We start from the raw sequence: 14,510 nt of genomic DNA on the forward strand, positions 1-14,510 counted from the left end.
CGTCTAAACCCGCAGGAGCTCTTCGATCTCCACATCGCCGTTTGCCGGCATCGACTGATGGACCAGCTCGTTGTCGCGAAAGACGAAAAAGCCGGCGAAGCTCGGCTCGACCCTCATCCCGGCCCGGATCCGATCGTCCGGCGCCACCATCGCCTTCAGGCGGGTGCCGTCGGCAAGATCGATATCGACCATCTTGTGGGTGCCGAAATCGACGGCGCGGTGGACGGTTGCCGCGTCCGGCCGGTCGGAGGGACGGATCGTCAGCGCTTCCGGGCGGGTGGCAAGCGTCACCGGCCCGTCCCCGACGGGAACGGCAAGCGAAAAGAGCGGATGCTCGCAGACACCGTTTCTAACGCGGCTCTGGACGAAATTCATCGAGCCGATGAAACCGGCGACGAAGGCCGTTTGCGGCTGTCGATAGATGGTGCTTGGCGGCGCGATCTGCTCCGTGCGTCCGTCGCGCATGACGACGATGCGGTCGGCGAGCGCTAAGGCCTCGTCCTGACCGTGTGTGACGAAGAGCGTCGTGATGCCGAGGCGCTGCTGGATATCGCGCACCTCCTCCCGCAGCCTCTCGCGCAGATGCTGGTCGAGGCTGGCGAAGGGCTCGTCGAGAAGAAGGATCTTCGGCTCGAGCACGAGCGAGCGGGCAAGGGCGACACGCTGCTGCTGGCCGCCTGACAGTTGCGCCGTCATCCGGCGTCCGTAATCAGCGAGGCCGACCAGATTAAGTGCAGCCTCGACACGCTCACGGATTTCCGCTTTCGGCAGCCGGCGAAGCTTCAGGCCAAAAGCGATATTGTTGAAGACGTCCATGTGCGTCCAGAGCGCATGGCTCTGGAACACCATGCCGGTCGGGCGCCGCTCGGGCGGCAGCGTCGTCACATCCTTCGCATCGATGCGGATGGTTCCGCCGCTCGGTCGCTCGAAGCCGCCGATCATCCTGAGAAGCGTCGACTTGCCGGAACCGGATGGGCCGAGCAGGCATACGAGCTCGCCGTCGCCGACTTCGAGCGAGAAGTCGCGAACGGCAAAGGTCGTCGCGAACAGCTTCGAAACGCCCTCGATCGCCAGATGTGCCATTCTCAAACCCTTCCCTGGACTAACGCGTGGCGTTTCATGCGCCGAAGCCTCTCGCAAAGGCGCCGGTGCCGATCACGCGGCGTGCAAACATCAACGCGATGAAGGACGGCACCCACAGCATGACTGACAGTACGGCGCCGTATTGCACGACGATCTGGTTGTTGATGAAGCTGATCATCAGCACCGGCATGGTGCGAACCTGAGGCGCGCCGATCAACCAGGCGCCTTCGGTCTCGTAGAAGGTGCCGACGAAAGTCAAAAGCAGTGCGGCGGCGATCGTGGGTCCAGCCTGCGGCAGGGTGATCGACCAGAAGACGCGCAGCGGCGTGGCGCCCGCATCGCGCGCCGCCTCTTCCATGCGCCGGTCGACATTCTGGAAGGCTGCGACCGGAATCCAGATCATCAGCATCAGCGTGCCGACAAGCTGGATCAGCACGACGCCCCAGAAAGTGCTGATCAGGCCGAACTGCAGGAAGATGCCGGCAATGGCGACGAGTAGGCCGAATTTCGGGAAGGCGTGCGATGCGAGGAACGACAGGAACAGGATGTTCCTGCCGGGAAAACGCATGCGCGCGAAGGCGTAAGCCGCGGGAAGGCAGATCACGGCGGAAAGAATGGTCACCGTCGTCGTCAGCCGCAGGCTGAGGAAGAGCGCGTCCCAGACATCCGGACGCGCCAACGTCTGGCCCCAGAAACGCAGGCCGAACTGCTGCGGGATCACCGATGGATAACGCCAGACCTCGGTGAAGGCCCATGTTCCGACGACGATCAGCGGCAGCGCGATGAACAGCGTCAGCAGGCACGCGAAGAGCATGCCGATCCAGTCGAAGCGAAGATCCGTGCCCGATCTGCCGGCACTCATGGCTGGGCCTCGCGGTTGCGGGCGATCGACCTGATATAGAAGATACCGAAGACCAGGCAGAAGCCGAAGGTGATGACGGCCTGGGTCATGGCGTTCAGCGGGTCGTTCATGTCGGCGAAGGTGCGCTGCATGAACGGCCCCATCATCTCCGGCGATGCGGAGCCGAGCACATAGGGCAGGGTGAAGGCGGAGAAGATGCCGAGCACGGCGAAGGACGCGGTCACCAGCAGGGAATTGCCCATGCGCGGCAGGATGATTGAGATGAATACCCGGAGCGGGCCTGCGCCGACATCGCGGGCGGCCTCGATGGCGCTGTTCGAAACGGAGGAAAGCCCCGCCGTCAGCATCAGCACCGTCAAGGGAAGATTATCCCAGACGAGGCCGATGACCGGTCCCCACGGCGTCAGATAGGGCGTGCGCAGCTTGGGCAGGCTGACGGCATTCAGCAGCAGATCGACGGTGCCGTTCGGCCCGATCGTCCTGATCAGCGCATAGGCGAGAATGATCGACGGCACGAACATCGGGAAGATCGCAAGAGCCTGCACATAGGCGGCAAGGCGTCCTTGCGAGAACCGGAGATAAAGCGCGATCGGAAGGCCGATCGCCAGAAGCAGAATGCCGCAGACGGCGGTGGTCCAAAGCGTCAGCCACAGATTGCCGAGGCTGTAGCCGTCGGTGAAGAAGAAGCGATAGGAGGCAAGCGAGAATTCCGTCGCGCCGTCAGGGCCTCGAACGAAGATCGTGCCGACGACCGCCGAAAAGATCGGAAAGACGATCAGCCATGCGAGCAGGAGGACCGGCAGGGCAACGAGGAGGAGCCCGATAGAGCTCCCCCTGTTGATGGACCGGTGACGGCGCAGAACCGCCGGCGCAGTATCAGTGGACATCAGGTGCGGCTGATGCCCGGAGCAACGTTGCGATACCAGCCGTCAGCGATCGCCTTTTCCCAATCGCCACCCGGGAAGGTCGGGATGGTCGCCGGAATGACGTCGGCATATTTCTTGCGGAGATCGTCGGAGATGTGGTCCCAGGAGACGGCAGGGAAACCGCCGATCCCGGTGATGATCGCTTCCTGCATTTCCTTCGTCAGCATGAATGCGGCAAGCTTCAGGGCCGCATCCTTGTTGGCGCCGTTCGAGAAGACGGTGATGCTGGAGAAGCCGCCGCAAAGGGCAAGATCGCTAAGCTGCACCAAGCCGGTCGTATCAGGCAGTACGCCCTGGGAGATTGCCTGCAGCACCTGGTCCGACCAGACCGGCACCATGGTGACGACGCCCTGGGCGAGCAGCTGGATCGACTGGGTGTTGCCGGCCGTATAGGCGCCCTTGTCATAGAGCGCCGGGGCGAGGTCGTTGAGGATCTTCCAGGCCGGCGTCAGCGCCTCAGTGGCGAAGTCGGCGGTGAAGTTGTCGATCTTGAACTTCTTCGGATCGCGGCCATTGGCCTCATGGATCGCACGGCGGACGAAGTTTCCGCCCGAACCGCCCTTGTCAGGACGGTTGTAGATGAACTGGCCCGGATTGGCCTTGATCCAGGCGGTTAGCTGATCCCAGCTTTTCGGCGCATCCTTCGGATCAAGCTTGGTCGTGTCGTAGGCGAGAAGGACCTGCGAACCGCGATAGGGAAGGGAGAAGGGGGTATCGAAGGCAAGCGGGTTGATATGGTCGTAGCCCTCGATGTTCTCGGCGGAGAATTTCACCCAGAGGCCGGCATCGATGCCGCCGGATGGCAGGCGCGGATCGAACTGCTCGAAAAGGTCGGCTTGCGGATCGGTCTTCGTCTTCAGCGCGGCGAGCGCACGGCCGGCGATGGCGCGCAGACCATTATTGTCGCCGGCATCGGTCACCTTCAGGGCGACGCCGGGATGTGCCTTTTCGAAGGCCGGGCGGATGACGTTGTTCCAGAGGTCGACGATATTGGCATCGGAACCGCTGTAGAGGTCGATCGTGCCGGCCGCAGCCGATGCGAAACGCGGAAGCGCCAGCAGACCGGCTGCAGCTGACGATTTGATCAGAAATTCGCGTCTATTCATAACCCGTCTCCATCAGGTGTCGAGGCTCAGCCTCCGCAGGATTGTCTGAGGCCTTGCTAGCGCCGGCGCGTAACATCGACATGACAGATCGGGCGTATCTGGGGGAAATTGCACAGCTGTGCTCTTTGCACCCTGTGGAAATCGGCGGCAGGAAATACTATCTCTTGCGGAAAAGGAGATATCCAATGACCGAAGAACGTGCAGTCCTCGCCGGTGGTTGCTTCTGGGGCATGCAAGACCTTATCCGCCGATACAAGGGCGTAATCTCGACCCGCGTCGGCTATACCGGCGGCGATGTGCCGAATGCCACCTATCGCAACCACGGAACCCATGCCGAGGCGATCGAGATCATCTTCGACCCCTCAAGGATCAGCTATCGGGAAATCCTCGAATTCTTCTTCCAGATCCACGACCCGAGCACGCGCAACCGCCAGGGCAACGACGTTGGCTTGAGCTACCGCTCGGCAATCTTCTACGTCACCCCTGAGCAGGAGCGCGTCGCCAAAGACACGATCGCCGATGTCGACGCATCAGGCCTCTGGCCCGGCAAGGTCGTCACCGAAGTCGTGCCGGTCAGCGATTTCTGGGAGGCGGAACCCGAGCACCAGGATTATCTGGAGCGGATTCCAAACGGCTATACCTGCCACTTTGTCCGGCCCGGCTGGAAACTGCCGGTCCGCCAGAAGAGCGCCTGAAATTGATCAGGCTCCCATCGCCGCGCGGCTGGTTTCCAGAAGCGCGGCGACGAGGTTTGCCCGTGGCGAGGATCGCGTCACCACGATGCCTACGGTGCGCACAGCGGACGAGCGGGGCAGGGGCAGCTTGACGACATCTAGTCCCGCTGGCCAGGGCGGCGCCCAATCCGGCACGATCGAGATTCCGAGACCGCGGTCTACCATCACCGCGATCGCCTCCAGCGCGTCGAGCTCATAACGCTCGACCGGATGGATGCCGGTCTCGCGCAGATATTCGTCGGCGATGTGACCACCCCACTGGTTGCGGTCGTAGCGGATGAAGGGCAGGGTCTTCAACAGTTGGAGCGGATCCGCCCCCTCACGGTCCCGCGGCGCGATCAACACCAGGGGTTCCTGGCGCAGCTTGTTGAAGGTTAGCGTCTTCTGCATCGGAAATCGCGGTTCGATGATGAAGGCCGCATCCAGCCCGCCGTTCAAAACCTCGGCATAGAGGTCCATCGACGCGCCCGGCTTGAGGAAGATCTCGATCAGCGGATAGTCCTGGGCGAGACGGTGGAGAATGTCGGGAACGAGACCGGTCAGCGCTGTATTGATCGCCCCGATCCGCATCTCGCCCGAAATCGTCGCGGTGCCGGCCATCGCCTTCAGGTCGCGTGTATCGCGAACCAGATCCCTGCAGCGTTCGAGAATGGCAAAACCCGCCTCCGTCGGCCGCATGACGCGGCCGGAGCGCACCAGCAGCCGCACCCCGAGCTCGGCCTCCAATGCGCGGATGCGCTGGGCAACGGCCGCAGGCGTGAGGTTCAGCCGCTGGGCGGCCTCCGCCAGCGAGTGCCGCTCCGCAACGACAATAAAGGTTTCGAGAAAGCGGGTGTCCATCGATAGTTTTTCTATCTCCTGAACGAAGCAAAAGCGATATTTTATTTACGATCCATTGCTCCGAAAGATGGCCCGACCCTATGAGGAGATGAATGAAATGGATTTCGGCTTGAAGGACAAGACGGCCCTGGTGCTTGGCGCCGGTGGCGGACTGGGCAGCGCGATTGCCGTCAAGCTTGCGCGCGAAGGCGCCAGTATTGCCGCGGCTGATATCGATCTCGCCGCCGCTGAGAAGACCACGGCTGCGATCGAATCCGAAGGCGGCAAGGCGCTGGCACTGCAATGGGATCTTTCCGATCTCGGTTCGATCGATGCGCATGTCGCTGCAATCGAGCGCCAGTTCGGACCGGTCGACATCCTCGTCAACAATACCGGCGGTCCGCCGCCGACCACCGTCTCCGGCCAGGATCCGACGATCTGGAACCAGTATTTCCAGAGCATGGTGCTTTCTGTCATCGCGATTACCGATCGCGTGCTGCCTCAGATGCGGGCGCGCAAATGGGGACGCATCGTAACCTCGACCTCGTCGGGCGTGGTCGCGCCGATCCCCAATCTCGGCATCTCCAACGCGCTGCGTCTGTCATTGGTCGGCTGGTCGAAAACGCTGGCGCGCGAGGTCGGGCGCGACGGCATCACGGTCAACATCGTCCTGCCCGGCCGGATCGCCACCGGCCGCATCACCTTCCTCGACGAGCAGAAGGCCAAACGCGAAAACCGCTCCATCGATGACGTCGTCACTGAGAGCACCGGCAGCATTCCGCTCGGCCGCTATGGCCGGCCGGAAGAATATGGCAATGTCGTCACCTTCCTGGCGAGCGAGCCTGCCTCCTATCTGACCGGATCGGTGATCCGCGTCGATGGCGGCATGATCCAGAGCATCTGACAGAAACCGAATTGGAACCGAACACCGATGGCCCTCAGCGCTGAAGCGATAGCAATTCTCAAGACCGTCTCGACGGCGACCCTGACGACCGTTCTTCTGAAGAAGGGCCTGCGGAACGTCTGGATTCGCGGCGCCGTTCCCCTGAAGCCCGGCCAGCCGCGCATCGTCGGCCCGGCCTTCACCCTGCGCTTCGTTCCGGCTCGCGAAGATCTGGCGACGCCGGCATCCTGGGCCTCGCCGATCTCAACGCGCGCCGCGATCGAAGCGATGCCGGAAGGCTGTGTCGCCGTCGTCGACGCGATGGGCGTTACCGATGCCGGCATCTTCGGCGATATCCTCTGCGCCCGCATGCAGAAGAGAGGCGTTGCCGCCCTCGTCACCGACGGCGTCGTACGCGACCTTGCCGGCGTGCTTGACACCAACCTGCCGGTCTGGTGCCGTGGCGTCGCAGCACCGCCGTCGGTCGCCGGCCTCACCTTCGTCGCCTGGCAGCAGCCGATCGGCTGCGGCGGCGTGGCTGTTTTCCCTGACGACATTATCGTCGTCGACCAGGACGGCGCGGTGCTGATCCCAGCCGATCTGCTCGAGGTGGTGCTGGCCGAAGCGCCGGAACAGGAGCGCATGGAAGCCTGGATCATGACCAGGATCGATGAGGGCGTACCGCTGCCCGGCCTCTACCCGATGAACGCGGAAACAAAGGCGCTCTACGAGGCCTCGAAGAAGTAGGCTCCAGGCCAAGCGGATTGAGGAGGTCGCGGCTTCGCGGCCCTTTTGCTTTCACCGCACCTCAATACCGAGGTGTATAATCCAACCCGCCGTCGATCCGTGCCGGGCGTCCGTCGAGGAAAAGCTCGCCGATGCGCGGCGCCGATCTGGCGATGACTTTGCCGCGGCGGATCACCGCCAGCCGGTTGGGTTTCAGCCGCAGCGCTTCCAGCGTGTCGCTGGCCTGGAGGATGACGAGGTCGGCATTGCATCCCTTTTCCAGGCCGTAGCCCTCAAGCCCCATCGTCTTTGCCGAATTGACGGTCAGCGCGTCGAAGATCTTCTTCTTGTCGTCGATGCCGGCCATCTGCGCGACATGGATCGCCATATGGCCGACCTCCAACATGTCGCCCGACCCCATCGAATACCAGGGGTCCATGACGCAATCGTGCCCGAAGGAAACATTGAGCCCCGCATCCATCAATTCCCTGACGCGGGTCATGCCGCGGCGTTTCGGATAGGTGTCGTGCCGGCCCTGCAGCATGATGTTGATCAGCGGATTGGGGATGACGTTGATCTCGGCCTCCGCCATCAGCGGAATGAGCTTGGAGACGTAGTAATTATCCATCGAATGCATCGAGGTTAGATGCGAGCCGGCGACGCGCCCCTGCAGGCCGAAGCGGATGGTTTCCGCTGCCAGCGTCTCGATATGGCGCGAGAGCGGATCGTCGGTTTCGTCGCAATGCATGTCGACCGGCAGGCCGCGATCGGCGGCGATGCGGCAAAGCGCCTCGACCGACGCCGTACCTTCCCCCATCGTCCGTTCGAAGTGGGGAATGCCGCCGACGATATCGATGCCCATGTCGAGAGCGCGGTTGAGCGTATCGATCGCGCCGTGCGAGCGGTAATAACCATCCTGGGGGAAGGCGACCAGCTGCAAATCGATATAGGGCGCGACCTTTTCGCGAACCTCGATCAGCGCCTCGACGGTCACCAGCCTGGGATCGCTGGTATCGACATGGCTGCGGATGAAGAGCAGACCCTGTGTCACCGCCAGGTCGCAATAGCGTAGCGCGCGATCGACCAGTTCCTCCTTCGTCACGATCGGGCGCAACTCGCCCCAGAGCGCGATGCCTTCGAGCAGGGTGCCGGAGACGTTCATCCGCGGCAGGCCGAGCGACAGGGTGGCATCCATGTGGAAATGCGGATCGACGAAAGGCGGGCTGACCAACCGGCCTGTCGCATCGATTTCTTCTTGCGCCTGAACCTGGAGATTGCACTCGACAGCGGCGATTTTGCCGCCCTGGATGCCGATATCGATGCCGGTTCGGCCATCAGGGAGATTTGCATTTCTGACGATCAGATCGAACATCGGAGCCTCATTGGATGTGGGCGGTTTCAGCGTTCGCCGCGGCGATAGGGCTGCATCAGCGCCTGCGGAACGCGGGCGCGGCGGGCCATGACGGCAAGGGCGGCAATGGAAAGGATATAGGGCGTCATCAGAAAGAGCTGATAGGGCACGAGCCCGCTGAGTGCGGTTTGCAGCCGAAGCTGGAAGGCGTCGAAGAAGGCGAAAAGCAGGGCGCCGAACAGCGCACGGCCCGGCCGCCAGGAGGCGAAGACGACGAGCGCGATGCAGATCCATCCGCGTCCCTGCACCATGGTCGGGAAAAAGCTGTTGAAGGCCGACAATGTCAGGAAGGCGCCGCCCATTCCCATCAGCGCGCTTCCGGCAATGACTGCGCCATAGCGCACCTTCATCGGATTGACGCCCTGGGCTTCGGCCGCATGCGGATTCTCGCCGGTCATGCGGATTGCAAGGCCGACTGGCGTGCGGAAGATGATGTAGGCCATCAGCAGGGAGATCATGATCGCGAGATAGGTCGGCGCCGTCTGGGTGAAGAAGGCTGGCCCGATGAAAGGCAGCGTCGAGAGACCCGGAATGGCGATCGGCTGGAACGGCACGATGGTGGGTGGGGTATTGGCAAGCGGCACGATGAGCCGGAAGACATAATAGCTGAAGCTGGAGGCAAACAGCGTGACGCCGAGACCGGAGACATGCTGGGAGAGACCCAGCGTCACCGTCAGGCCTGCATGCAGCAGGCCAAAGACGCCGCCGGCCAGCGCCGCAATCAGCAGGCCGGTCCAGAGATCGGCGCCGTGATAGACGGAAAGCCAGCCGATCATTGCGCCGAAGGTCATGATGCCTTCAATGCCGAGATTGAGCACGCCCGCCCGCTCGCAGAGCAGAGCGCCGAGCGTGCCGAAAATCAGCGGCGTGGCGATCCGCAGGATTGCCGCCCAGAGCCCGGCGGAAGCGATGATGTCGAACAGCTGCATCATCGCCTGATCCTGTATTGGGTAAAGAACAAGGCAATCAGCATCGTCAGCAGCGACAGCGCCACCGTGACATCGGCGATATAGGTCGGGATGCCGAGGCCGCGGCTCATGCCGTCCGCACCCACGAACATGGTGGCCGTGAAAATGGCGGCGAAGACGACGCCGAGTGGATTGAGGTTGGCGAGCATGGCAACAACAATACCGGCATAGCCAAAGCCCGGCGACAGATCGGTCGTCACATAACCCTTGACGCCCATGACCTCGATCGCTCCCGCTAACCCTGCAAGCCCGCCGGAGAGACAGGCGACTTTCACCAACGTTCTGCCGAGCGGGACGCCGGCGAAGACCGCGCCGCCGGGATTGAGGCCCGCGGCGCGCGACTGCATGCCGAACACGGTGCGGGACTGGACGAAATGGACGACGACCGCCAGCGCGATCGCGATCGCAAAGCCGATATGCAGGCGCGAGCGAGCGATCAGCTTCGGCAGCATGGCGTGATCGCTGACGGATTGCGACTGCGGCCAGCCGAAGGCCAGCGGATCCTTGAGGATGCCATCGATCAGCATCGAGACGAAGAGCACGGCGATGAAATTCAGGAGCAGGCTGGTGACGACTTCATCGACCGAGAAGCGCAGCCTGAGCCAGAGCGGGATCAGGATCAGCACCATGCCGGCAATGGCGCCGACCAGCAGCAGCAGCGGAATGAGGATAGGGGCGGGAAGATTGCCAAGCAGTTTCGAGCTTGCCGCCGCAACGGCGATGGCGCCGAGATAGAACTGGCCCTCGGCGCCGATATTCCAGAGCCGCGCCCGGAAAGCGACGGCGGCGGCAAGCCCCGTCAGCATCAGCGGCGTTGCCCGCGTCAGCGTCTCGGTCGCCGACAACCGTGAGCCGAAAGCACCGGTCACGATGCGCCAATAGGCATCGAGAACAGGCGCGCCGGCGATTGATATCAGGATCCCGGCCAGCGCGAGCGCTGCGATCACCGCGATCACTGGCGTGACGATCAGCAGGGAAAGTGGACGGTGTTCGCGGCGCTCAAATCGCATGATCGGCCCCGCGAGTCTCTTGCCATTCGCCGGCCATCATCAGCCCCAGCCCGCGGGCGTCGGCGTCTTCGGCCTCGACAGGCGGCGACAGGCGGCCGCCGACGATTGCCTGTATGCGATCGGCAAGCGCGATCACCTCATCGAGGTCCTCCGAGATCAGCAGCACGGCGGTACCCTGCCGACGAGCTTCGAGCAGGCGTGCGTGCACTGCCGCAACGGCTCCTTCATCGAGGCCGCGCGCGGGCTGCGCCGCGATCAGGATGCGCGGCCGCCGATGCAAGTTGCGGCCGAGAATGAGCTTCTGCATATTGCCGCCGGAGAGCAGGCGGGTGCGGATGGCCGGCCCGCCGCCACGGACATCGAAGCCGTCGATAATTTCGCTCGCGAAGGCCATGCCCGCCTTGCGGTTGACGAGACCATGGCGCGAAAAGGCCGGTGAGGTGATGCGCTCCAGCACGGTGTTTTCCCAGATCGCCATTTCGCCGATCACGCCCTCTTCGTTGCGGTCCTCGGGTATGCGGCCGATGCCGGCGTCGACAACATCCTCGACACTGAGATTGCCGACGGCTTCGCCAAACAGCATGAGATCGCCGGCACTCCGCGCCAGCGTGCCGGAGAGAAGATGCGCCAGCGCCGCCTGGCCATTGCCGGAAACGCCGATGATGCCGAGGATCTCGCCCTGGTGAAGCCGGAAGCTGATCGATTTCAACCGGTCGACGCCGCCGATACGCACCGTCACATCGGCCGCTTCAAGGGCAACGGCACCCGGTGTCGACGGCTCGCGCACGGGCCTGGTCACGCGACGCCCGACCATCAGTTCGGCGAGTTCCGCCTTGCTGGTGTCCGACGCCTTGCGTTCGGCAACCATCTTGCCGCCGCGTAAGACCACGATGCGGTCGGCCGCTGCCATCACCTCGTCGAGCTTGTGCGAGATGAAGATCAGCGACAGGCCCTGGCGGGCCATTTCCCTCAGCGTCGTGAACAGCCGTTCGGCCTCGATGTTGGTCAGCACCGCCGTCGGCTCGTCGAGGATCAGGATGCGGGCGTCGTTGTAGAGCGCCTTGAGGATCTCGACTCTCTGCTGCTCGCCGACCGACAGGTCGCCAAGGCGGGCATCCGGATCGACCTTGAGGCCGAAGCGCTCGGAAATTGTGAGCAGCTTCTTCCGCGCCGCCGACGTTCCCGAGCGCCAGGACCACAATCTTTCGGTGCCGGTCATGACATTTTCGAGAACGCTCAGATTGGGTGCGAGCGAAAAATGCTGATGCACCATGCCGACGCCGGCGCGGATCGCCGCACGCGGCTTGCCCTGCGGCACCTCCGCGCCCTCGATCAGGATGCGGCCGGCATCCGGCATGTAGTGGCCGAAAAGAATGCTCATCAGCGTGGTCTTGCCGGCGCCGTTCTCGCCGAGCAGGGCGACGACCTCGCCCCGGGCGAGGGTCATGGAAATATCGTCATTGGCGAGATTGTCGCCGAAGCGCTTGCTGACGCCGATTATTTCCAGCACAGGCCCGGTCATGACGGCAGTCCCGCAATGGGAAAACGGTGCTGCCATCGCCCCTCGGCCTCCAAACGCGCTGCAAGCGATAGGAGACGCGATTCGTAACCCATCGGCGCCATGATCTGCACCGGCAGCGGCATGGTGCGCTCATCCTGACCGAAAGGCAGCGTCAAAGCAGGAAAACCCGAAATATTGGCGAGGCAGGCAAGCGGCGCAAATGCCGTCATCCGCTCGAGATGCAGATCCGTGTCGGCATGATCTGATGGAAAGGAACCGATCGCAAGAGGCGCGGAAGACAGCATCGGCATGACGATGCAATCGACCCTGTCGAACAGCGCCCAGAGCTTATGGCTCACCAGGACGGCCTCGTTCAGCGTGTTCCAGAGCGATGTGGCCGACAGCGCCCGTCCGCGCGCCGCAAAGGCCTGCGTCAGAGGCTCGGCCCTGCTTTCATCAAGAGCCGCAACCTCGATGAGCGCCGCAAGGTTGACGGAGACGATATCGGCGAAGGCGCGACCACTGGCGGCGACGCTCAATTCGAACTCGGCCCAGCTCAGCGGAACGATCTCGTGTCCGTCGCCCTCGAGTGTATGGGCCGCAGCCTCGACGGCTGCGAGCCGATCACCCTCAGTCGGATAGACTGAGCCGGTATCGACAAGCAGCCCGATCCGCAAACGGCCGTTGTCGATATCGACACGGGAGGGGTCAGGAAAGGGTCCTTGTGATTTGCCGCTCAGCCTGTCGAATATCAGCGCGGTATCCCGAACCGAACGGCAGACCGCAAGTTCGCTGGCGATACCGGCCAAATGGTTGCCGAAGGATGGCCCGCCGGGGATAGCGCCGCGCGTCGGTTTCATTCCGACAAGGCCACAGCAGGCGGCGGGAACACGGATCGAGCCGCCGGCATCGGTGGCATGCGCAATCGCGATGATCCCGGCGGCAACCGCTGCCGCCGCACCGCCGGAGGAGCCGCCCGCGGTTCGTGTCGGATCGAGGGGGTTGCGACAGACGGGCCCGATCGCCGGTTCGCTGGCGAGCGACAGGCCGAATTCCGGGCTCGTCGTCAGGCCGAACAGGCAGAAACCGGCGTCGCGAAAACGCGAGGCGAGATCGGAATCCGCTTCGCCGCCCTTTCTCTCGAACAGGCGGGAGCCGGCCGTCACCGGCAACCCGGCGAATGGGCCGCCAAGATCCTTTGCCAAGGTCGGTACACCTGCGAACGGCCGTACGGCAAAGCGACTGGGCGCGCTCCGCCGCTCCCGGTCGCGGTCCTCTGCCGAGACGAGGCCCATGGCGGCATCGAGATAGGCGATGGCGCCGAGCGGCTCCTGCCGCGCAGCCGCCTCAAGGGAAGCTTGCATCGCCTCCGCAGCGCTCAGGCTACCACGCCTGATCGCTGCCGCCAGGTCTGTTGCATCGCCTTGCATGAGCCGAATTACTTCGGCTCGTCCATCATCTTCGGAACTTCGAAGGTGCCGGCCTTGATCTCCGCCCGTTTGGCTTCCATCGCAGCCTCGGCCTCGGCGGGCGCGACACCCTTCACGAAGACGATATCGCTGCCGCCTTCCTTCATCAGGCCGTAGGACGTGTAGTTCCTGCCGACCGGTTTTCCGGCAGCGACATCGGCGATCGCAGCGTCCAAGATCGGGCGGAAATACCACATGGCGTTGGCAAACACCGTATCGGGATAACGCGGCGTATAGTCGATCAGCGAGCCGACCGACTTGATGCCGCGTTCCTTGGCGGCATCGGCTGTGCCGATACGCTCGCCAAATAGAATGTCGGCGCCGGCGTCGATCTGGGCAAGACCGGCTTCGCGGGCCTTCGGCGGATCGAAGAAGGTGCCGATGAAGGAGACGAGGTGTTTTGCGTCCGGGTTGACCGCCTTGACGCCCGCCGCGAACGCATTGATCAGCATGTTGACCTCGGGGATCGGAATGGCGCCGACCGACCCGACGACATTCGACTTGGTCATCTTGCCCGCCAGCATGCCAGCGAGATAGGCGCCGTCATGGTTCCAGGTGCCAAAGACGCCGAAATTGTCGCCGGCCTGCTCGCCGCTCGAACCCAGCACGAAAGCGGTGTCGGGATAGTCGGTCGCGACCTGCCGGGCCTCTTTCTCCACCGCATAGGCCTCGCCGATGATCAGCTTGTTGCCCTGTTCGGCATATTCGCGCATGGCGCGCGGGTAGTCGGTGCCGGAGACTCCTTCGGAGAAGACATATTCGATCACGCCTTCCTTGGCCGCGTCCTGCAGGGCCTTGTGCAGACAGGAGTTCCAGGCATTTTCGACCGGCGACGCATGAATGCCGGCAACCTTCAGCGGCGCAGCCGCCCTTGCCAGCGGGGCAAAGCCGCTGACCCCAAGCGCAATGCCGGACGCGATCACTGCCCGGCGTGAAATCAGGATTTCTTTGGTCATTGATTGTTCCCCTTTTTTACCATTTGGTTCAAAAATCATAGTAGCGCCCAAAAATG

Annotated in this window: 14 protein-coding genes; 3 read left to right on the forward strand and 11 right to left on the reverse strand. The window is 63.3% G+C overall.

What is annotated here, in order from left to right; genetic code table 11:
* Positions 1 to 3: 3 nt before the first annotated feature.
* From HFO71_RS29230 to HFO71_RS29245, 4 genes are read right to left on the reverse strand one after another with little or no spacing between them, the layout of a single operon-like run.
* Positions 4 to 1,083, reverse strand: a complete 1,080-nt coding sequence (locus tag HFO71_RS29230; RefSeq protein WP_131641847.1) for an ABC transporter ATP-binding protein — start codon at positions 1,081 to 1,083, stop codon at positions 4 to 6.
* A gap of 34 nt (positions 1,084 to 1,117) precedes the next feature.
* Positions 1,118 to 1,945 (reverse strand): ABC transporter permease, encoded by an 828-nt coding sequence (locus tag HFO71_RS29235; RefSeq protein WP_131641848.1) that lies wholly within the window; start codon positions 1,943 to 1,945, stop codon positions 1,118 to 1,120.
* Positions 1,942 to 2,832 (reverse strand): ABC transporter permease, encoded by an 891-nt coding sequence (locus HFO71_RS29240; protein ID WP_020047703.1) that lies wholly within the window; start codon positions 2,830 to 2,832, stop codon positions 1,942 to 1,944. The genes HFO71_RS29235 and HFO71_RS29240 overlap by 4 nt, the downstream gene beginning before the upstream one ends.
* Positions 2,832 to 3,977: an extracellular solute-binding protein gene (locus tag HFO71_RS29245; RefSeq protein ID WP_221988774.1), complete on the reverse strand. Its 1,146-nt coding sequence runs from the start codon at positions 3,975 to 3,977 to the stop codon at positions 2,832 to 2,834. Before HFO71_RS29245 ends, HFO71_RS29240 begins: the two co-directional genes overlap by 1 nt.
* 185 nt (positions 3,978 to 4,162) lie before the next feature.
* On the opposite strand from HFO71_RS29245, the gene msrA reads away from it, so the two are divergent.
* The gene (gene msrA, locus HFO71_RS29250; RefSeq protein ID WP_131641850.1) at positions 4,163 to 4,672 is read left to right on the forward strand and encodes a peptide-methionine (S)-S-oxide reductase MsrA; all 510 of its coding nucleotides are present in this window, start codon (positions 4,163 to 4,165) and stop codon (positions 4,670 to 4,672) included.
* 6 nt (positions 4,673 to 4,678) lie between these two features.
* Here msrA and HFO71_RS29255 read toward each other — a convergent pair whose 3' ends face one another.
* Positions 4,679 to 5,551: a LysR family transcriptional regulator gene (locus tag HFO71_RS29255; protein ID WP_077979822.1), complete on the reverse strand. Its 873-nt coding sequence runs from the start codon at positions 5,549 to 5,551 to the stop codon at positions 4,679 to 4,681.
* Positions 5,552 to 5,648: 97 nt separating this feature from the next.
* Here HFO71_RS29255 and HFO71_RS29260 point away from each other — a divergent pair, with 97 nt between their 5' ends.
* Together HFO71_RS29260 and HFO71_RS29265 are read left to right on the forward strand one after the other, a co-directional pair.
* Complete coding sequence (locus HFO71_RS29260; RefSeq protein WP_131641851.1) at positions 5,649 to 6,434, forward strand: SDR family oxidoreductase; 786 nt, start codon at positions 5,649 to 5,651, stop codon at positions 6,432 to 6,434.
* Between the two features lie 27 nt (positions 6,435 to 6,461).
* Positions 6,462 to 7,160, forward strand: coding sequence for a ribonuclease activity regulator RraA (locus tag HFO71_RS29265; RefSeq protein ID WP_017957496.1), 699 nt, complete (start codon positions 6,462 to 6,464; stop codon positions 7,158 to 7,160).
* A gap of 61 nt (positions 7,161 to 7,221) precedes the next feature.
* Here HFO71_RS29265 and HFO71_RS29270 read toward each other — a convergent pair whose 3' ends face one another.
* Genes HFO71_RS29270 through HFO71_RS29295 form a run of 6 tightly spaced genes read right to left on the reverse strand, consistent with a single transcriptional unit; the run spans position 7,222 to position 14,454 of the window.
* Positions 7,222 to 8,511: an amidohydrolase family protein gene (locus tag HFO71_RS29270; protein ID WP_131641852.1), complete on the reverse strand. Its 1,290-nt coding sequence runs from the start codon at positions 8,509 to 8,511 to the stop codon at positions 7,222 to 7,224.
* 26 nt (positions 8,512 to 8,537) lie between these two features.
* Positions 8,538 to 9,482 carry an ABC transporter permease gene (locus HFO71_RS29275; protein ID WP_131641853.1) on the reverse strand — a complete coding sequence of 315 codons (945 nt, stop codon included), beginning with the start codon at positions 9,480 to 9,482 and terminating at the stop codon, positions 8,538 to 8,540.
* Positions 9,479 to 10,528, reverse strand: coding sequence for an ABC transporter permease (locus HFO71_RS29280; RefSeq protein WP_131641854.1), 1,050 nt, complete (start codon positions 10,526 to 10,528; stop codon positions 9,479 to 9,481). The genes HFO71_RS29275 and HFO71_RS29280 overlap by 4 nt, the downstream gene beginning before the upstream one ends.
* On the reverse strand, positions 10,518 to 12,050 hold the full coding sequence (locus HFO71_RS29285; protein WP_168345683.1) for an ABC transporter ATP-binding protein: 1,533 nt from the start codon (positions 12,048 to 12,050) through the stop codon (positions 10,518 to 10,520). The genes HFO71_RS29280 and HFO71_RS29285 overlap by 11 nt, the downstream gene beginning before the upstream one ends.
* Positions 12,047 to 13,459: an amidase gene (locus HFO71_RS29290; protein ID WP_131641855.1), complete on the reverse strand. Its 1,413-nt coding sequence runs from the start codon at positions 13,457 to 13,459 to the stop codon at positions 12,047 to 12,049. The genes HFO71_RS29285 and HFO71_RS29290 overlap by 4 nt, the downstream gene beginning before the upstream one ends.
* Positions 13,460 to 13,467: 8 nt before the next feature.
* The gene (locus HFO71_RS29295; protein WP_131641856.1) at positions 13,468 to 14,454 is read right to left on the reverse strand and encodes a BMP family protein; all 987 of its coding nucleotides are present in this window, start codon (positions 14,452 to 14,454) and stop codon (positions 13,468 to 13,470) included.
* Between the last annotated feature and the right edge of the window lie 56 nt (positions 14,455 to 14,510).

It is taken from the genome of Rhizobium laguerreae (genome assembly GCF_019778565.1).
Lineage (GTDB): Bacteria > Pseudomonadota > Alphaproteobacteria > Rhizobiales > Rhizobiaceae > Rhizobium > Rhizobium laguerreae.

Excerpts from the sequence above, each read along its gene's own strand:
- HFO71_RS29290 (WP_131641855.1), bottom strand. The coding sequence starts at position 13,459 with ATGCAAGGCGATGCAACAGACCTGGCGGCAGCGATCAGGCGTGGTAGC.
- HFO71_RS29275 (WP_131641853.1), bottom strand. The coding sequence starts at position 9,482 with ATGATGCAGCTGTTCGACATCATCGCTTCCGCCGGGCTCTGGGCGGCA.
- HFO71_RS29285 (WP_168345683.1), bottom strand. The coding sequence starts at position 12,050 with ATGACCGGGCCTGTGCTGGAAATAATCGGCGTCAGCAAGCGCTTCGGC.
- HFO71_RS29270 (WP_131641852.1), bottom strand. The coding sequence starts at position 8,511 with ATGTTCGATCTGATCGTCAGAAATGCAAATCTCCCTGATGGCCGAACC.
- HFO71_RS29295 (WP_131641856.1), bottom strand. The coding sequence starts at position 14,454 with ATGACCAAAGAAATCCTGATTTCACGCCGGGCAGTGATCGCGTCCGGC.
- HFO71_RS29240 (WP_020047703.1), bottom strand. The coding sequence starts at position 2,832 with ATGTCCACTGATACTGCGCCGGCGGTTCTGCGCCGTCACCGGTCCATC.
- HFO71_RS29245 (WP_221988774.1), bottom strand. The coding sequence starts at position 3,977 with ATGAATAGACGCGAATTTCTGATCAAATCGTCAGCTGCAGCCGGTCTG.
- HFO71_RS29280 (WP_131641854.1), bottom strand. The coding sequence starts at position 10,528 with ATGCGATTTGAGCGCCGCGAACACCGTCCACTTTCCCTGCTGATCGTC.
- HFO71_RS29255 (WP_077979822.1), bottom strand. The coding sequence starts at position 5,551 with ATGGACACCCGCTTTCTCGAAACCTTTATTGTCGTTGCGGAGCGGCAC.
- HFO71_RS29265 (WP_017957496.1), top strand. The coding sequence starts at position 6,462 with ATGGCCCTCAGCGCTGAAGCGATAGCAATTCTCAAGACCGTCTCGACG.
- msrA (WP_131641850.1), top strand. The coding sequence starts at position 4,163 with ATGACCGAAGAACGTGCAGTCCTCGCCGGTGGTTGCTTCTGGGGCATG.
- HFO71_RS29235 (WP_131641848.1), bottom strand. The coding sequence starts at position 1,945 with ATGAGTGCCGGCAGATCGGGCACGGATCTTCGCTTCGACTGGATCGGC.
- HFO71_RS29260 (WP_131641851.1), top strand. The coding sequence starts at position 5,649 with ATGGATTTCGGCTTGAAGGACAAGACGGCCCTGGTGCTTGGCGCCGGT.
- HFO71_RS29230 (WP_131641847.1), bottom strand. The coding sequence starts at position 1,083 with ATGGCACATCTGGCGATCGAGGGCGTTTCGAAGCTGTTCGCGACGACC.